This is a genomic window from Campylobacter concisus, assembly GCF_003048835.2.
Classification (GTDB): Bacteria; Campylobacterota; Campylobacteria; order Campylobacterales; family Campylobacteraceae; genus Campylobacter_A; species Campylobacter_A concisus_D.
The window spans coordinates 1,336,439-1,349,848 of record NZ_CP060705.1 but is presented as its reverse complement, the minus strand read 5'-3'; the positions used below and the strand labels follow the sequence as shown (position 1 = coordinate 1,349,848).

General features: G+C 38.9%; 16 protein-coding genes. 11 read left to right on the top strand and 5 right to left on the bottom strand.

The annotated features are described in order from the left end of the window. Positions 1-2 precede the first annotated feature (2 nt). Genes cmeU through CVT08_RS06770 form a run of 4 tightly spaced genes read left to right on the top strand, consistent with a single transcriptional unit; the run spans position 3 to position 2,081 of the window. Positions 3-242 carry a CmeU family protein gene (gene cmeU, locus CVT08_RS06785; protein ID WP_107856831.1) on the top strand — a complete coding sequence of 80 codons (240 nt, stop codon included), beginning with the start codon at positions 3-5 and terminating at the stop codon, positions 240-242. After that, positions 235-1,248: an alanine racemase gene (locus CVT08_RS06780; protein WP_107856830.1), complete on the top strand. Its 1,014-nt coding sequence runs from the start codon at positions 235-237 to the stop codon at positions 1,246-1,248. The genes cmeU and CVT08_RS06780 overlap by 8 nt, the downstream gene beginning before the upstream one ends. Positions 1,249-1,257: 9 nt before the next feature. Continuing rightward, positions 1,258-1,689, top strand: coding sequence for a hypothetical protein (locus CVT08_RS06775; RefSeq protein WP_021088382.1), 432 nt, complete (start codon positions 1,258-1,260; stop codon positions 1,687-1,689). Further along, the gene (locus CVT08_RS06770; RefSeq protein ID WP_107856829.1) at positions 1,680-2,081 is read left to right on the top strand and encodes a flagellar protein FlaH; all 402 of its coding nucleotides are present in this window, start codon (positions 1,680-1,682) and stop codon (positions 2,079-2,081) included. The genes CVT08_RS06775 and CVT08_RS06770 overlap by 10 nt, the downstream gene beginning before the upstream one ends. Before the next feature lie 561 nt (positions 2,082-2,642). On the opposite strand, the gene htpX is transcribed toward CVT08_RS06770, so the two are convergent. The 5 genes from htpX to ribA are packed head-to-tail and all read right to left on the bottom strand — an operon-like array spanning position 2,643 to position 5,197. Continuing rightward, positions 2,643-3,509: a zinc metalloprotease HtpX gene (gene htpX / locus CVT08_RS06765; RefSeq protein WP_107856828.1), complete on the bottom strand. Its 867-nt coding sequence runs from the start codon at positions 3,507-3,509 to the stop codon at positions 2,643-2,645. An 8-nt stretch (positions 3,510-3,517) separates the two neighbouring features. Further along, positions 3,518-3,880, bottom strand: coding sequence for a hypothetical protein (locus tag CVT08_RS06760; protein ID WP_107856827.1), 363 nt, complete (start codon positions 3,878-3,880; stop codon positions 3,518-3,520). Further along, positions 3,877-4,071 (bottom strand): hypothetical protein, encoded by a 195-nt coding sequence (locus CVT08_RS06755; protein ID WP_009294554.1) that lies wholly within the window; start codon positions 4,069-4,071, stop codon positions 3,877-3,879. Before CVT08_RS06755 ends, CVT08_RS06760 begins: the two co-directional genes overlap by 4 nt. Next, entirely contained in the window at positions 4,068-4,637 is a 570-nt protein-coding gene (rsmG, locus tag CVT08_RS06750; RefSeq protein WP_107856826.1) for a 16S rRNA (guanine(527)-N(7))-methyltransferase RsmG, read from the bottom strand. Before rsmG ends, CVT08_RS06755 begins: the two co-directional genes overlap by 4 nt. Next, complete coding sequence (gene ribA / locus CVT08_RS06745) at positions 4,634-5,197, bottom strand: GTP cyclohydrolase II (RefSeq protein ID WP_107856825.1); 564 nt, start codon at positions 5,195-5,197, stop codon at positions 4,634-4,636. Before ribA ends, rsmG begins: the two co-directional genes overlap by 4 nt. Positions 5,198-5,265: 68 nt before the next feature. Here ribA and hemB point away from each other — a divergent pair, with 68 nt between their 5' ends. The 7 genes from hemB to CVT08_RS06710 all read left to right on the top strand — a co-directional run bounded on the left by hemB (position 5,266) and on the right by CVT08_RS06710 (position 13,410). Further along, positions 5,266-6,237: a porphobilinogen synthase gene (gene hemB / locus CVT08_RS06740; RefSeq protein ID WP_107856824.1), complete on the top strand. Its 972-nt coding sequence runs from the start codon at positions 5,266-5,268 to the stop codon at positions 6,235-6,237. A 1-nt stretch (position 6,238) separates the two neighbouring features. After that, on the top strand, positions 6,239-7,156 hold the full coding sequence (gene argF / locus CVT08_RS06735) for an ornithine carbamoyltransferase (RefSeq protein ID WP_107856823.1): 918 nt from the start codon (positions 6,239-6,241) through the stop codon (positions 7,154-7,156). After that, on the top strand, positions 7,153-7,638 hold the full coding sequence (locus CVT08_RS06730; RefSeq protein WP_107856822.1) for a DUF2603 domain-containing protein: 486 nt from the start codon (positions 7,153-7,155) through the stop codon (positions 7,636-7,638). The genes argF and CVT08_RS06730 overlap by 4 nt, the downstream gene beginning before the upstream one ends. Then, positions 7,631-8,992, top strand: a complete 1,362-nt coding sequence (gene hemN, locus CVT08_RS06725; protein ID WP_107856821.1) for an oxygen-independent coproporphyrinogen III oxidase — start codon at positions 7,631-7,633, stop codon at positions 8,990-8,992. The genes CVT08_RS06730 and hemN overlap by 8 nt, the downstream gene beginning before the upstream one ends. A gap of 112 nt (positions 8,993-9,104) precedes the next feature. After that, complete coding sequence (locus CVT08_RS06720) at positions 9,105-10,784, top strand: TolC family outer membrane protein (RefSeq protein ID WP_107856820.1); 1,680 nt, start codon at positions 9,105-9,107, stop codon at positions 10,782-10,784. 20 nt (positions 10,785-10,804) lie between these two features. After that, entirely contained in the window at positions 10,805-11,464 is a 660-nt protein-coding gene (locus tag CVT08_RS06715) for a transglutaminase-like cysteine peptidase (RefSeq protein ID WP_103567736.1), read from the top strand. Further along, positions 11,461-13,410: a bifunctional diguanylate cyclase/phosphodiesterase gene (locus tag CVT08_RS06710; RefSeq protein WP_107856819.1), complete on the top strand. Its 1,950-nt coding sequence runs from the start codon at positions 11,461-11,463 to the stop codon at positions 13,408-13,410. Before CVT08_RS06715 ends, CVT08_RS06710 begins: the two co-directional genes overlap by 4 nt.

Genomic DNA, 13,410 nt, shown 5'->3' with positions numbered 1-13,410 from the left:
AGGTGGAAAAATCTCAAGAAGTAAAAGAGAAGATAGAGAAAATTTTAGAGGCTAGGTCGGCATTTTTTGCTGAGCTAGACCGCCAAGTGCCAAAGGTAAATGGCACTGATGTCTTTGACTTTAGCAAGGTTAAAGAGGCTGATCTAAAAGAAATTTACGCTAAATTTTATGCATTTGACTACAACGTAAGAAAGCTCTTGCCTGACGTTTATAAAGCTTATGATGTGAATTTCAATGTCTGAGATACGCCTAAACAAAGCAGCTTATATCCACAATCTAACTAAAATTTGTGACAAAGCTGGCGGAAAAGAAAATGTTATCGTCGTGCTAAAAGATAACGCTTATGGGCACGGCGCAAGGCTCATAGCTAGCGAGGCTAAGAAATTTGGCATAAAAAACTGCGCTGTAAAGAGCGAGTGTGAAGCAAATGAGATCGCTGATATCTTTGAAAATATCTTGATCCTCTCGCACATCCCAACAGGCGATGAGAGCGCTAAATTTACCTACGCCATAAACGACATAGACGCACTTTTAAAGATAAAAGAAAATACAAAAATCAACCTTGCTATCGACACTGGCATGCATAGAAATGGGCTTGATATAAGCGAGCTTGATTATGCATTTGAAATTTTAGCCAGAAGAAATTTAGAGCTTCTTGGCGCTTATACGCACTTTCGCGCAAGTGATGAGTTAAATGCTGATTATTTCGTGCAAAGAGAAAATTTTAACGCCGCAAAAGCGAAAATTTTAGCTCTTTGTGATGAGTTTGGTATAAAAAAACCGATCTTTCACTCTCACAACTCAGCCGCCCTTGAAAGAGCGAGCGAGATAAAAGATGAGATGGTGCGCGTGGGCATCGCTCAGTATGGATATGCTCAGTTTAATGGCTCTTTAAATTTAAAGCCAGTGCTTTCACTTTGGGCAAAGCGCGTTAGCAGGCGGGTCTTAAAAAGTGGTCAAAGCGTGGGATATGGGGCTAAATTTATAGCAAAAGATGATATAAACGTCGCTACTTATGATCTTGGATATGGCGACGGACTGCTAAGATACAATGGACTTGGTGAGCTAAGGCTTGCAAACGGCGAGCTAGTACTTGGCAAAATTTCGATGGATAGCTTTAGCTGCAAGGATAGTGGCGAATGGGTCTGTGTCTTTGAGGACGCAAATGTCTGGGCTAATTTTTTTGGCACGATAAACTACGACATCTTAGTCAAACTCTCGCCAAATATCACTAGAAAATTTATATAAAGGTAATATGTGAAAAAGATCGTTTTATTAGCTCTTGCAAGCCTTGCTTTTGGTGTGCAAGAGAGTGAGTTTAAAGTTTATGAGCAGATACTAAATCAGCTTGATACAAAGCAGATCCCAGCCTTTGTCGTCCAAACCGCAAAGCCAAATTTACCAAGCAGGGTCGATGAGATGATCACGCTAAAAGATGTAAGCAGTGACGGGCTAAACATACATGGCGAGTTTGTCTTAAACGAGACTAAGACAAAGAAGCTAAAAGGCTACAACAAGGCTCAAATTTCGGCTTTAAAAGATGAATTTTATCAAAATGGAAAAGAGGCGCTTTGTAACTCAGGTATGGCAAGAGCTGCGCTAAATCGCGGCATCACACTAAGTGGTAGCTACGGCTTTGAGGGCAGACATCTTTTTGATTTGAAGCTGGATAAGAGTAGTTGCGAGTAGCCCTTTTTGCTCTGGTTTTTTGCTCGCTTGTTCTGGCTCTTACGCCAGATATGGCGGCGAAAAATCACGCAACATACTACAAAAAAAAGCTCCCATTTATCTGCACGCCGACGCTAACGCTTAACGATATCTTAAACGTTGGCGACACGCTCATCTACAGATACGCCGTTAAACACGCAAGAAAACAAGAGATCAAAAGGCTTGAAGAAAAAGAGCTTTTGGAATTTATCGAGGCTATAAAAAAAGAGAATTTAAGAACCGCTTGCAAGGATAAAGAAATTTTAAATATGCTAAGCATCGGCGTTAGCCTGGATGAAATTTTCTACTCAGAAAACGGCGAACTACTTTTTGAATACACCATAAAAGACGAAGACTGCAAGAGAATTCAGTGAAATTTGGGGTTAAATTTAAGTTTTTGGCTTGTAAATTTAGTTTTTAGCCAAGTTGTCTTTGCAAATTTTAAAATTTGTCTGAGTTTATTTAGCATAAAAACTGCATGCAGTGCGCTAGCACTATCGCATGCCACCTCTAACGTGCGAGGGGATTGTGGGATCTAAAGGGAGATAAGGGGACGGCTTCGTAATTCAAGTCCCCTTGTCTCCCTTTTGATCAATTTATATCTCAAAGCAAATTTTAAACTTTCACTCACTCGCAAGAATTGACTACTAAAATTTGGCTTCGCTTACAGCTTAGCTCAAATTTTAGAGCCGAAATTGCTCGTTCATGAAATTTTAAAATTTGCTGACACTTATCTAGACTGATAAAGCTATTTTGCAAATTTTAAAACTTTACTCACTCGCCTTAGCAGACTACTAAATTTAGGTCTCGCAAAGCTCGCCACTGAATTTAGAGCCGTGATATGCTCGCTCATAAATTTTAAAATTTGACTATCTATATTTAAAATTTAAACCAAAAAACGAAAAATTTAGCCCAAATTTACTAAGAGCTAAATTCTACATACCTCTTTTTATCTCTTGCTCAAGCCTTTGAAGCTCAGCTATCCTGTCGCTGGTGCTTGGGTGCGTTCTAAAAAGCACGCTAAGCTTGCTAGTTAGCGAGCCAAATGGATTTACGATAAACATATGTGCGCTTTGTTCGCTTGCGTTTTGCATGACGTAAGAATTTGAGTAGCTCTCAAGCTTTGTTAGCGCGCTAGCTAGCCACTCTGGGTGTCCCGTTAGATAGGCTGCGCCTTTGTCTGCCTTATACTCGCGCTCCCTTGAGATCGCCATTTGGATGATCGTAGCAGCTAGTGGCATCACAACGGCGATGATTAGCATAATCACTGGGTTGGCGTTTCGCTGCGAGTTTTGATTTTGACCAGCGAGAGTGCCTATCTTGGCAAAATTTGCGACCATCGCGATAGCCCCAGCTAGTATGGCTGCGACTGAGCCAGTTAGGATGTCGTAGTGTCTTACGTGGCTTAGCTCGTGAGCTAGCACGCCCTCGATCTCGTTTTCATTTAAAATTTTTAAAAGACCCTCTGTCACTGCAACAGCTGCGTGGCTTGGGTTGCGCCCCGTGGCAAAGGCATTTGGCACCTCTTCTGGGATGATGTAGACCTTTGGCATCGGTAAATTCGCCTTTTGTGTGAGACGAGAGACGATCTCGTAAAGGCCGTGAGCGTTGCTCTCATCGACTGGTATGGCGTTATATCGCTTAAGCACGAGCTTGTCACTAAAAAAGTACGAAAAAAGGTTCATGCCAGCCGCCATCAAAAAGGCGATCATCATGCCTTGTTCGCCGCCCACGTAACCGCCAACAGCGATAAAGACTAGCATTAAAGCAACCATTAAAAAAGCGGTTTTGAAAATTTCCATTTTTTTCCTTATTTTATAGCATTTGGCAAGATCGCTGCGTCGATCTCAAATTTAGCAAGCTCACAAAGGCTTGCTTCACTCTCTATCAAAACAGCGATAAGTGCGTCAAATAGGTAGTTTTGCGCAACTTTTGCCAGATCTTTTGCTAGCGTAATATCGGCAATAATAAATTTTGCTCCAGCGGCATTTGCGATGATAGCTTCGTTTATGTCATTTACAATGATGCTAAATTTTGCTCCAGCTTCTAGCGCTTTTTTTATCAAATTTCTATCAAATTTAAAGAGATTTTGCCTGTTGTTTGAAATTTCATCTTCGCTTTTGCAAAGAAATAGCGGTTCAAATTTGATCAGCTCATCACCCAAAATTTTCATCTCTCACCCTTTATGCACTCTTTGCAGATGTATTTTCCGTCCCTTAACACCATTTGATCGATGTCGCTAAAGACACCGCATTTGCTGCACTCTTCGAAGTTGCTGGTGCTTATCTTGTCGCTTTTTTTTCTATTTTTAAAAAATATGATGTAAATCGCAACCAAAATCGCTACAAAAAGCAAGTATTTCAACGTATCTCTCCTTGATTTTTGAGATTAAAATATATGTAGTTTCTGTTTTTTTCATTATAAATTTGCGCGTTGATGCCTGAAATTTCATCCATGACGCTAGAGCCCTTGTAGATGAGAAATTTAGTGCTCTCATCATAAAATCCCTTGCAAATTTTTATAAGCTCTTTTGTCTTGCTAAGAGCCCTTGAAGTGATGAGATCAGCCGTAAATTTATCTGCAAGCTCGACCTTTTGGCTATGAACTTCTAAATTTTGCAAGCCAAGCTCGATCTTAGCGTAGCTTAGAAATGATGACTTTTTGGCTATAGGCTCAAAAAGGTGCCACTTCGTTTGAGGCATCGCAAGCGCTAAAAATATCGCTGGAAAGCCAGCTCCACTACCAACATCGATCGCCGTTTTGGCACTTAGGTCAAAAATTTCAAGCGGCTTTATGCTATCAAGCACCTGCTCGCTTATATCTTTATAGTTGCTTAAGCTATGAACTTTGTTAAATTTAGCAAAAATTTGAGCGTAAGCCTTTACTTTTTCGTTAAATTCAGCTGGCAAGCAGAGTTCATTTTTCTTCACAAGATGTGTCCCATTTGCTCTTTTTTGACCTTTAAGTAGCCTTCGTTAAATTTATTTGGTTTTATAACGATAGGCACGCGTTTTACGATCTTTACTGAGCTTAGTCCGTGAAGTTTTAATGGGTTATTTGTGAGTAAATTTACCTCTTTTATGCCGTAGTGATTTAGGATAAAATCAACCACTTCATACGTCCTCTCATCAGCCTTAAAGCCTAGCTGGTGGTTGGCTTCTATCGTATCAAAGCCCTTATCTTGCAGGTTGTAAGCGTTTATCTTGTTTAAAAGCCCGATATTTCTGCCCTCTTGACGCAGGTAGATAACCATGCCGCCATTTTCTTCGATATATTTTAGGCTCGCTTCGAGCTGGTCGCGACAGTCGCACTTTAGGCTTCCGATCGCATCGCCAGTTAGGCATTCGGAGTGAATTCTAAGATTTACCACTTCGCTTAGAGGCTCTTTGTAGATCACGAGGTGCTCTTTTGTCCCTTCTTTAAATGCTTGAACCTTATAAGTACCAAATCTCGAGGGCAGATTTGCGGCGTTTGAAATTTCTATTTTCATTTTAAATTTACTCCAACTGTGCTAAACTAGCTAAAAATCACGCATTTTAACAAAGAAAAGGCAAAAATATGTTTAAACGTTTTAGAAGATTAAGAATAAATCCAGCTTTAAGAGAGATGGTAAGAGAGACTAGCCTTAGCGTAAATGACTTCATCTATCCGCTCTTTGTAGTCGAGGGCAAAGGCGTTAAAAACGAGATCGCTTCGATGCCAGGCGTCTATCAAATGAGTATCGATGAGATTTTAAAAGAGTGTGAAGAGATAGTAAATTTAGGTATAAAATCGATCATTTTATTTGGCATACCAAGCCTAAAAGATAGCGTTGGCAGCGACGCACTAAGTAATGACGGCATCATCGCAACGACGCTTCGTGCCATAAAAGATAAATTTCCAAATTTATTTGTCATAACAGACCTTTGCTTTTGCGAATATACAGATCACGGTCACTGCGGTATAATCGACCACGTGCATAACACAATAGACAACGATGCAACGCTTGAAATTTCAGCAAAACAAGCCTTGATACACGCTCAAAATGGCGCTGACATGATCGCACCAAGCGGTATGATGGACGGTATCATCGCAACGCTAAGAGAGGCGCTTGATAGCAATGGTTATGAAAATTTACCAGTGATGGCGTACTCGACTAAATTTGCTTCAGCTTACTACGGACCATTTCGTGACGTGGCACAAAGCGCACCAAGCTTTGGCGATAGAAAGAGCTACCAAATGGACAGTGCAAACCGCCTTGAAGCTATAAATGAGAGCTTGCAGGACGAAGCGCAAGGCGCTGATATCTTGATGGTAAAGCCAGCGCTTGCCTATCTTGACATCGTTAGAGAGCTAAGAAATTTAACACTTCTGCCACTTTGCGTCTATAACGTAAGCGGCGAGTACGCACTGCTAAAAGCTGGCGCAAAAGCTGGTATCATCGACTATGAGCGTGTTATGATGGAGACCTTGATCGGCTTTAAAAGAGCAGGGGCAAATTTGATCATCACCTATCACGCAAAAGAAGCGGCTAAAATTTTAAGGAGCTAAGATGAGGCACTTTTTGACGCTAAATGACTTTAGCAAAGATGAAATCGAGCAGATGATAAATTTAGCCCGCAAGATCAAAAAAGAGGCGAAGGCTAGAGAATTTAAGCCATATCTCAAAGATCAAAAGCTTGCGATGATATTTGAAAAAAGCTCGACTAGAACTAGAGTGAGCTTTGATGTGGGCATGCATGAGCTTGGCGGATATGCGCTATTTTTAAGCAAAAATGATATACAAATAGGCCGCGGCGAGCCAATCCGTGACACCGCTAGAGTGATAAGCAGAATGTGTGACATGGCGATGCTAAGGGTCGATCGTCACGAGACACTAGAAGAATTTGCTAAATTTTCAAGTGTGCCAGTGATAAACGGGCTAAGTGATAAATTTCACCCAGTTCAGCTCATGGCGGACTATCTAACCATGCTTGAATTTAGCGCAGGCGAGAAGGTTGCCTACGTAGGAGACGGCAACAATATGACCCACTCGTGGCTCATGCTAGCAAGCAAACTTGGCCTTGAGCTAAGAGTGGCTACGCCAAAAGGCTATGAGGCGGACGCTGAAATTTTAAAAATTGCTAATGAAAACGCAAAAATTTCAGGGGCGAAAATTTTTATCACAAATGATATAAAAGAAGCGGTAGATGGTGCCGATGTAGTGACTACGGACACTTGGGTATCGATGGGGCAAGAGGCTGAGAAAGAAAAGAGGTTAAAAGACTTTGCTGGATACTGCGTGGATGAAAATTTGATGAGTTTAGCTAAAAAAGATGCGATATTTTTGCACTGTTTGCCAGCTTATAGAGGCTACGAGGTGAGCGAGACGGTCTTTGAGAGGCATGCGGATGAAATTTTTAGCGAGGCGGAAAATAGACTTCATGCTCAAAAAGGCGTGATGGTCTGGCTAGATGAGAGAAGAAGATGAGTGAAGAGAAAAATATATATGATGAGATAGATGAGATCGGCACTACACTTGGGCTAAGTAGCCCTGAAAAAACGGTCTTTGAGATAGTTTCAACGAAAAATCCAAACGAGCATATCTTAAATTTAAAAAGTGGCTCTTGGGACTCGAAAGAGCCGTGGTTTGGCATTGATGAAAATCAAAATTTACACACGGTTGTTTCAGTACAATCGCTCTCAGCTTTGATAGAGGCCTTAAAAGAGTCACAAAAAGAGAATTTTGACCTAAGACTTGAAAAGACGATCTGGCAAAATATCCCAGTTGATTTTAGCGATGTTTGGGTGGTTGCGATGGATGAGATCAAAAAGATCGCGCATGGTAAAAAGAGCAGGCAGTTTAACATAGATCTTGAAAAATTAGTAAAAAATATAAAAAAAGAGCATCCAAATTTATTTGTAGATATAAAAGAGATGATCCAAATGGCAAGGAGCAGGGCAGATGATTGATTTTAGTGCGTACGTGAAGTATTCAAGGCCAGGGCCAAGATATACGAGCTATCCGACAGCACCGGAGTTTAGTGATAAATTTAGCTATGAGGCTTATATAAAAGAGCTTGAAAACCGGGATAAAAAAAGACCGCTTTCGCTCTATTTGCACCTGCCTTTTTGCAGGAGTGCTTGCTATTTTTGTGGCTGTAACGTCATATACACGAGCAAAGAGGACCGCAAAGAGAGATATATAAGATATATAGAAAAAGAGCTTGAAATTTTAGCTCGCCATCTAGATACAAGCACTGAGGTCTTGCAGATGCACTTTGGCGGTGGCACACCAACATTTTATAATGCCAAACAACTTGATGAGATCATCAAACTTATCAAGGCTAAATTTAAAAATTTCTCAAAAGAGGCTGAGATAAGCTGCGAGATAGACCCGAGATTTTTGACAAACGAACAGCTTGATGTGCTCATATCTCACGGCTTTAACCGCATAAGCTACGGCGTGCAAGACTTCGACGAAAAGGTGCAAAAAGAAATTCATAGAATTCAGCCATACGAGGTCACTCAAAATGCCGTAAAAATAGCTAGAGAAAAGGGCATAAAATCAATCAATATGGACCTAATTTATGGCCTACCATATCAAAGTCTAGAGAGCTTTAAAAAGACGCTTGAGCTTGCTCTTACTCTTGATCCTGATAGGCTTGCAGTATTTAACTACGCTCACGTGCCGTGGATAAAAAAGTCAATGCGTAAATTTGACGAGACAACCCTGCCAAATCCAGAAGTAAAGCTTGAAATTTTAAAATTTACAGCTGAGTTTTTAACTAAAAATGGCTACAAAATGATAGGAATGGATCACTTTGCAAAGCCAAATGATGAGCTTTTTGGCGCTTTGGCAAATGGCACTTTGCATAGAAATTTCCAAGGCTATACAACAAAAGGTGGCGCTGATCTCATCGGCATAGGCGTGACAAGCATCGGCGAGTGTAAAAGACACTACGCACAAAATCACAAAGATATGGATGAGTACGAAAAGGCGATCGATAGTGGAAAGTTGCCATATGCAAAGGGAATTTATCTAAGCGATGAAGATTTGCTTAGAAAAAGTGTTATTATGAGTTTGATGAGCAATTTTGGGCTTAATATTAAGGCGGTCGAGGATGAATTTCATATAAATTTCTTTGAACATTTCAAAAATGAGCTTGAAGAGCTAAAGAATTTAAGTGAATTTGTCGATGTTACGACAGATAAAATCACTGTAAATGAGACAGGAACGCTGATAATACGAAATATTGCAATGTGTTTTGATGAATATCTTAAGAAAATTCCAGAGAATTTAAGGCGATTTTCTAAGACGATATAAAGATTATTTTTTTGTCATAAGATATTTAAAATACGTTTAATATTTCTTGGTGTATAATTCGCACTAAAAGTCGAGCCAAAGCTTGACAATAAAAAGGTAAAAGGATCTAGTTATGAAAAAGATGTTAGCAATTAGTGCTTTGGCCGCAGCAACGTTGCTGTCTGCTCAAGATGTCCCTTATAGGATTTTTCTAGCTTCATTCGCTCAAGATGATAGCGCTGCTAGAATCGATAGTGCTGTTAGCAAAGTAAACAGCAAAATATCAGATAGCAGACTAACTACTGGCGTTTATGAAGTTGGTGGAAGAAAGTTTTTATATGTTGATACAACTCCAGTTTCTGAAAATGAAGCTAATGAGTTGTTAGCTAAAGTTCAAAATGAGTCAGGTTACAAAGATGCTTTAATGAGAGCTAAGTCACCTGTCACAAATGCTCAATCAGCTAAGAAATCTAATATAGAGCAAACTATATCAACTGAGCCTAAAGCAGCAGCTACAGCACAAGCTGATGATAGCGTATTGACTTTGGATCAAGTTGTAAAAACTATTTTAAATGAAAACCCAAGTTTAAAAGCTACAGAATTTAACTACTTACAAGTTGGCAAAGATCTAAAAATAGCTAAAAATGCTTACTATCCAACACTCGATGCAGCTGCTAGAGTAGGATATGAGAGAAAACGTCTTGATGATGGTATCTCAACAAGAAGAGGCGATGGCAGAGTATCTGGCGCATCTTTAACTTTAGTTGAAAACCTTTACAATGGTGGTGCTGATAAAAATAGAATCAACTCTCAAAGCGCAAGACTTGACTCAGCTGCTTACACAGTAGCTCAAGCTGCAGATAGACTAACACTAAGCGCTGCAAATGCTTATTTGCAAGTTCTTCAAACAAAGAGAATTCTTGATATTGAAGAAGAAAATGTAAAAAGCCATGAAGAAATTTATAACCAAATCAAAGATAGAGCAAGATCAGGTTATGGCGTAGCTTCTGAAGAGAGACAAGCTGGATCACGCTATACTTTGGCTCAATCAAACTATGTAGCTGCTAAAAACAATTACGAGGATGCACTTTCTACATTTGAAAAACTATATGGAAGAAAAGTTGCTGCTAAAAATCTAGTAATGCCTGAGTTTAACCTGCCATTACCAAGCACTAAAGAGGCTGTTTATGACAAAGCTGTTCTTTGCAACCCAACACTTCTAGTTCAAAGATCAAACATCGCTATGGCAGAGTCTGTTGTAAAAGAGAAAAATGCACCATTTTTACCTAAACTAGATCTTGTTGTATCAGGTGCTTATGATCACTCAAATGTTTTATATGATGATTATGAAGAGCAAACATTTGATGCTCTTTTAAGACTAAACTATAACCTTTACAACAAAGGTAATGATAAGCTAGACAAAGAGAAGAGCCAACTTGCTGTTCAACAAGAGCAACAAACTATGGACAACCTTGTAAGAGAGCTTAAAGAGTCTTTGGAATTTTCATGGCAAAACTATGTTCTTGACCAAGAAAAAATGGGATATCTAAATCAACACGTTGAATATTCAAAAGCTACTCTTGATGCATACCAAGATGAGTTTAGAATCGGCCGCCGCGACCTTATCAACCTACTTGATGCAGAAAACGAGTACAACACAGCTTTAAAAGAGATCGCTACAACTGAGACTGCACTATCTTATGCAAAATATAGATTGCTAGATAACATGGGTATGGTTTCAGATAGTTTTGAGCCAGGCTTTGCTAAGAGATATATTCAAGGCGCTTGCAGTATTCAAAACGACTTAAGATAAAAATTTAAAAAGTGATGACCATGAGGGTCAAAGCAAAATTTTGGACGCTTACTTTAAGCGTCCTTTTTTCGTTATTAGCATTAAATGCTGTTGGGGATTTTGTAAAACAAACAACGATAGCAAAGGTGGCTAAAATTTATGGAGAAGATGCAAGAAGAAGGGCATCGGCATTAAATTCTTTAATGACTTCATTGCAAGATGCAACCGAACAAGAGAAATTAATAAAAGTAAATGATTTTTTTAACTCTTTTAGGTGGGTTGATGATATGCAACTTTGGCATAAAAAAGATTACTGGGCTACCAGAATGGAATTTGTAGGAAAAGGCGCTGGTGACTGCGAAGACTACGTTATCGCAAAATATTTTACTCTAAAGCAACTTGGAATTCCAACTCAAAAATTATACTTCACATACGTTAAAGCCTTAAGATACAACCAAGCACATATGGTTTTGGCATATTATGATACACCAAAGTCTATTCCATTAATTTTAGACAACATAAATGGTAAAATAAAAATCGCAACACAAAGAACAGACCTCGTGCCAGTTTATAGTTTCAACGGTGATTCGCTATACTTGGCAAAACAAGAAGGTCTTGGTCAGGCAATACCAGGTGGAAATAAAAAACAAAATCCTAAGTGGATGGAACTAATAGATAGGATAGGAAAAGAGGATTTATGACGCTATTTAAACAGATTATGATCGCTGTGATAGCTTTTGGCATCGTGATTTTTATGGCTGTTGGCTACTTAAATTTTAAGAGCCTAAATGGATACATCAACGACCAACTCGGTGAAAACGCAAGACACACAGCAAACTCACTTGGACTTGCTTTAAAGCCGATTGTTGATCCTGAGGATATGTCTTTAGCACAAACGATGATAAATTCTATGTTTGATAGCGGCAGATACAAGCTCATTAAACTTGAAGATGTCGATGGTAAGGTACTTATAGAAAATTCTCAACAAACTATCGTTAAAGATATCCCCGAGTGGTTTTATAAGATCGCTAAATTTGAAGCTCCAGTGGCAACAAGTGAGATCATGACTGGCTGGGCAAAATTTGGCACACTCTATGTTCAAGGTAGCACAGCACTTGCTTACAATGAGCTTTACTCAAACTCAAAAAATATTTTTAACTTTCTAGCTTTAATGATCATCATCGCTCTTATCGTGGCTTTTTTCGCCCTCAAGGCGATATTTAGACCACTTGTTAAGGTTCAAGATCAAGCTGAAGCGATACTTGATAATAAATTTATCATTCAAAAGAGAATTCCATTCACAACTGACCTTAAAAAGATGGTGCTCGCCATGAACTCGATGGTTAGCAAGGTTCAAGACATCTTTGAAAGAGAGGCTGCTACGCTTAGCAAGTATCAAGAGCTTTTATACAAAGACTCTATGAGTGGCACTTATAATAGAAGGTTTTTTCAAACTAAATTTAGCGAGTATCTAGCGAGTGAAGAGTATTCAAGCGGTGTTGCATCACTTATTAGCTTTAAAGATCTAGCTGGATTAAAAGGCGTTCTTGGCTTTGAAAAATGGCAAAGTGTCATCATAAAAATAGCTCAAATTTTACAAGAAAAATCGGCCGAAAATGACCAAAATGCGATCGTCGCAAGGTTAAACGACAACGACTTTATCTTGCTTTCTTACGGTAAAAACTCATCAAATTTCTCAGCTCTAAACGATAAGATCATGGCTGAGTTTAAAAAACTCTATGCAAATTTCTCTATAAATGATAGCGAATGCCCAGTTAATACTGCTATTGTCGAGTATTCACCAAGCACTGATATGAGGACACTACTTACTTCAGCTGACGTTACTTTGGCTAGTGCAAGACTAGCTGGCTGCTTTACTTGCAAGGAATTTAATGCAAATCAAAACACCCTAGTCATCGGCAAAGAGAAATATAAGGAGCTTATCTTTGACTCTATAAAAGAGGATAAATTTAAATTTGCAGCTCAAAAAGTAGTTGGTTTTGACTCAAGCTTTGAGCAGTATGAGCTCTATCTAAGGCTTGTTGATAGCGAAGGCAAATGGCGTATGGCATCATACTTTATGCCGATGGTAAATGAGCTAAATTTAGGTGCGATGCTTGATCTTCATATCCTAAATAGAATCGCTAGAATTTTGCCTGAAAATATCTTGCCTCAAGGAAGCTTGGCGATAAATTTAGGAAAAGAGATATTAAGCTCAGATGAAAATTTCTCAAAACTTGAAGCCACACTTAAAAAAATCGCTCAAATTTCAAAATCTAAAAACTATATAGAAATTCCAAACAAAGACGATATTAGTATCGAAAGTATAGTTAGACTTACTAAAAAATTGAAAGAACTTGGCTTTGGTTTTGGATTTGACCACTTTGATCTTAATGCAAAAGGCATTGAGAAGTTAAAAGAATTTAATCCAGACTACGTAAAGATCCAGTCAAATGTCTTAATCGACTTTTTAAGTGATAAATCAGGAGCAAATACAAAACAATCACTAGATGTTGTTTTAAGCTCAAAAGATATCATTTTGATTGCGATTGGTGTTGAGAGTGAAGAGCAAAAGAGTAAGCTAATTGAGCTTGGCATTAAAAATATGCAAGGAATTTACATAGATGAAATCAAAAATATTGGATGA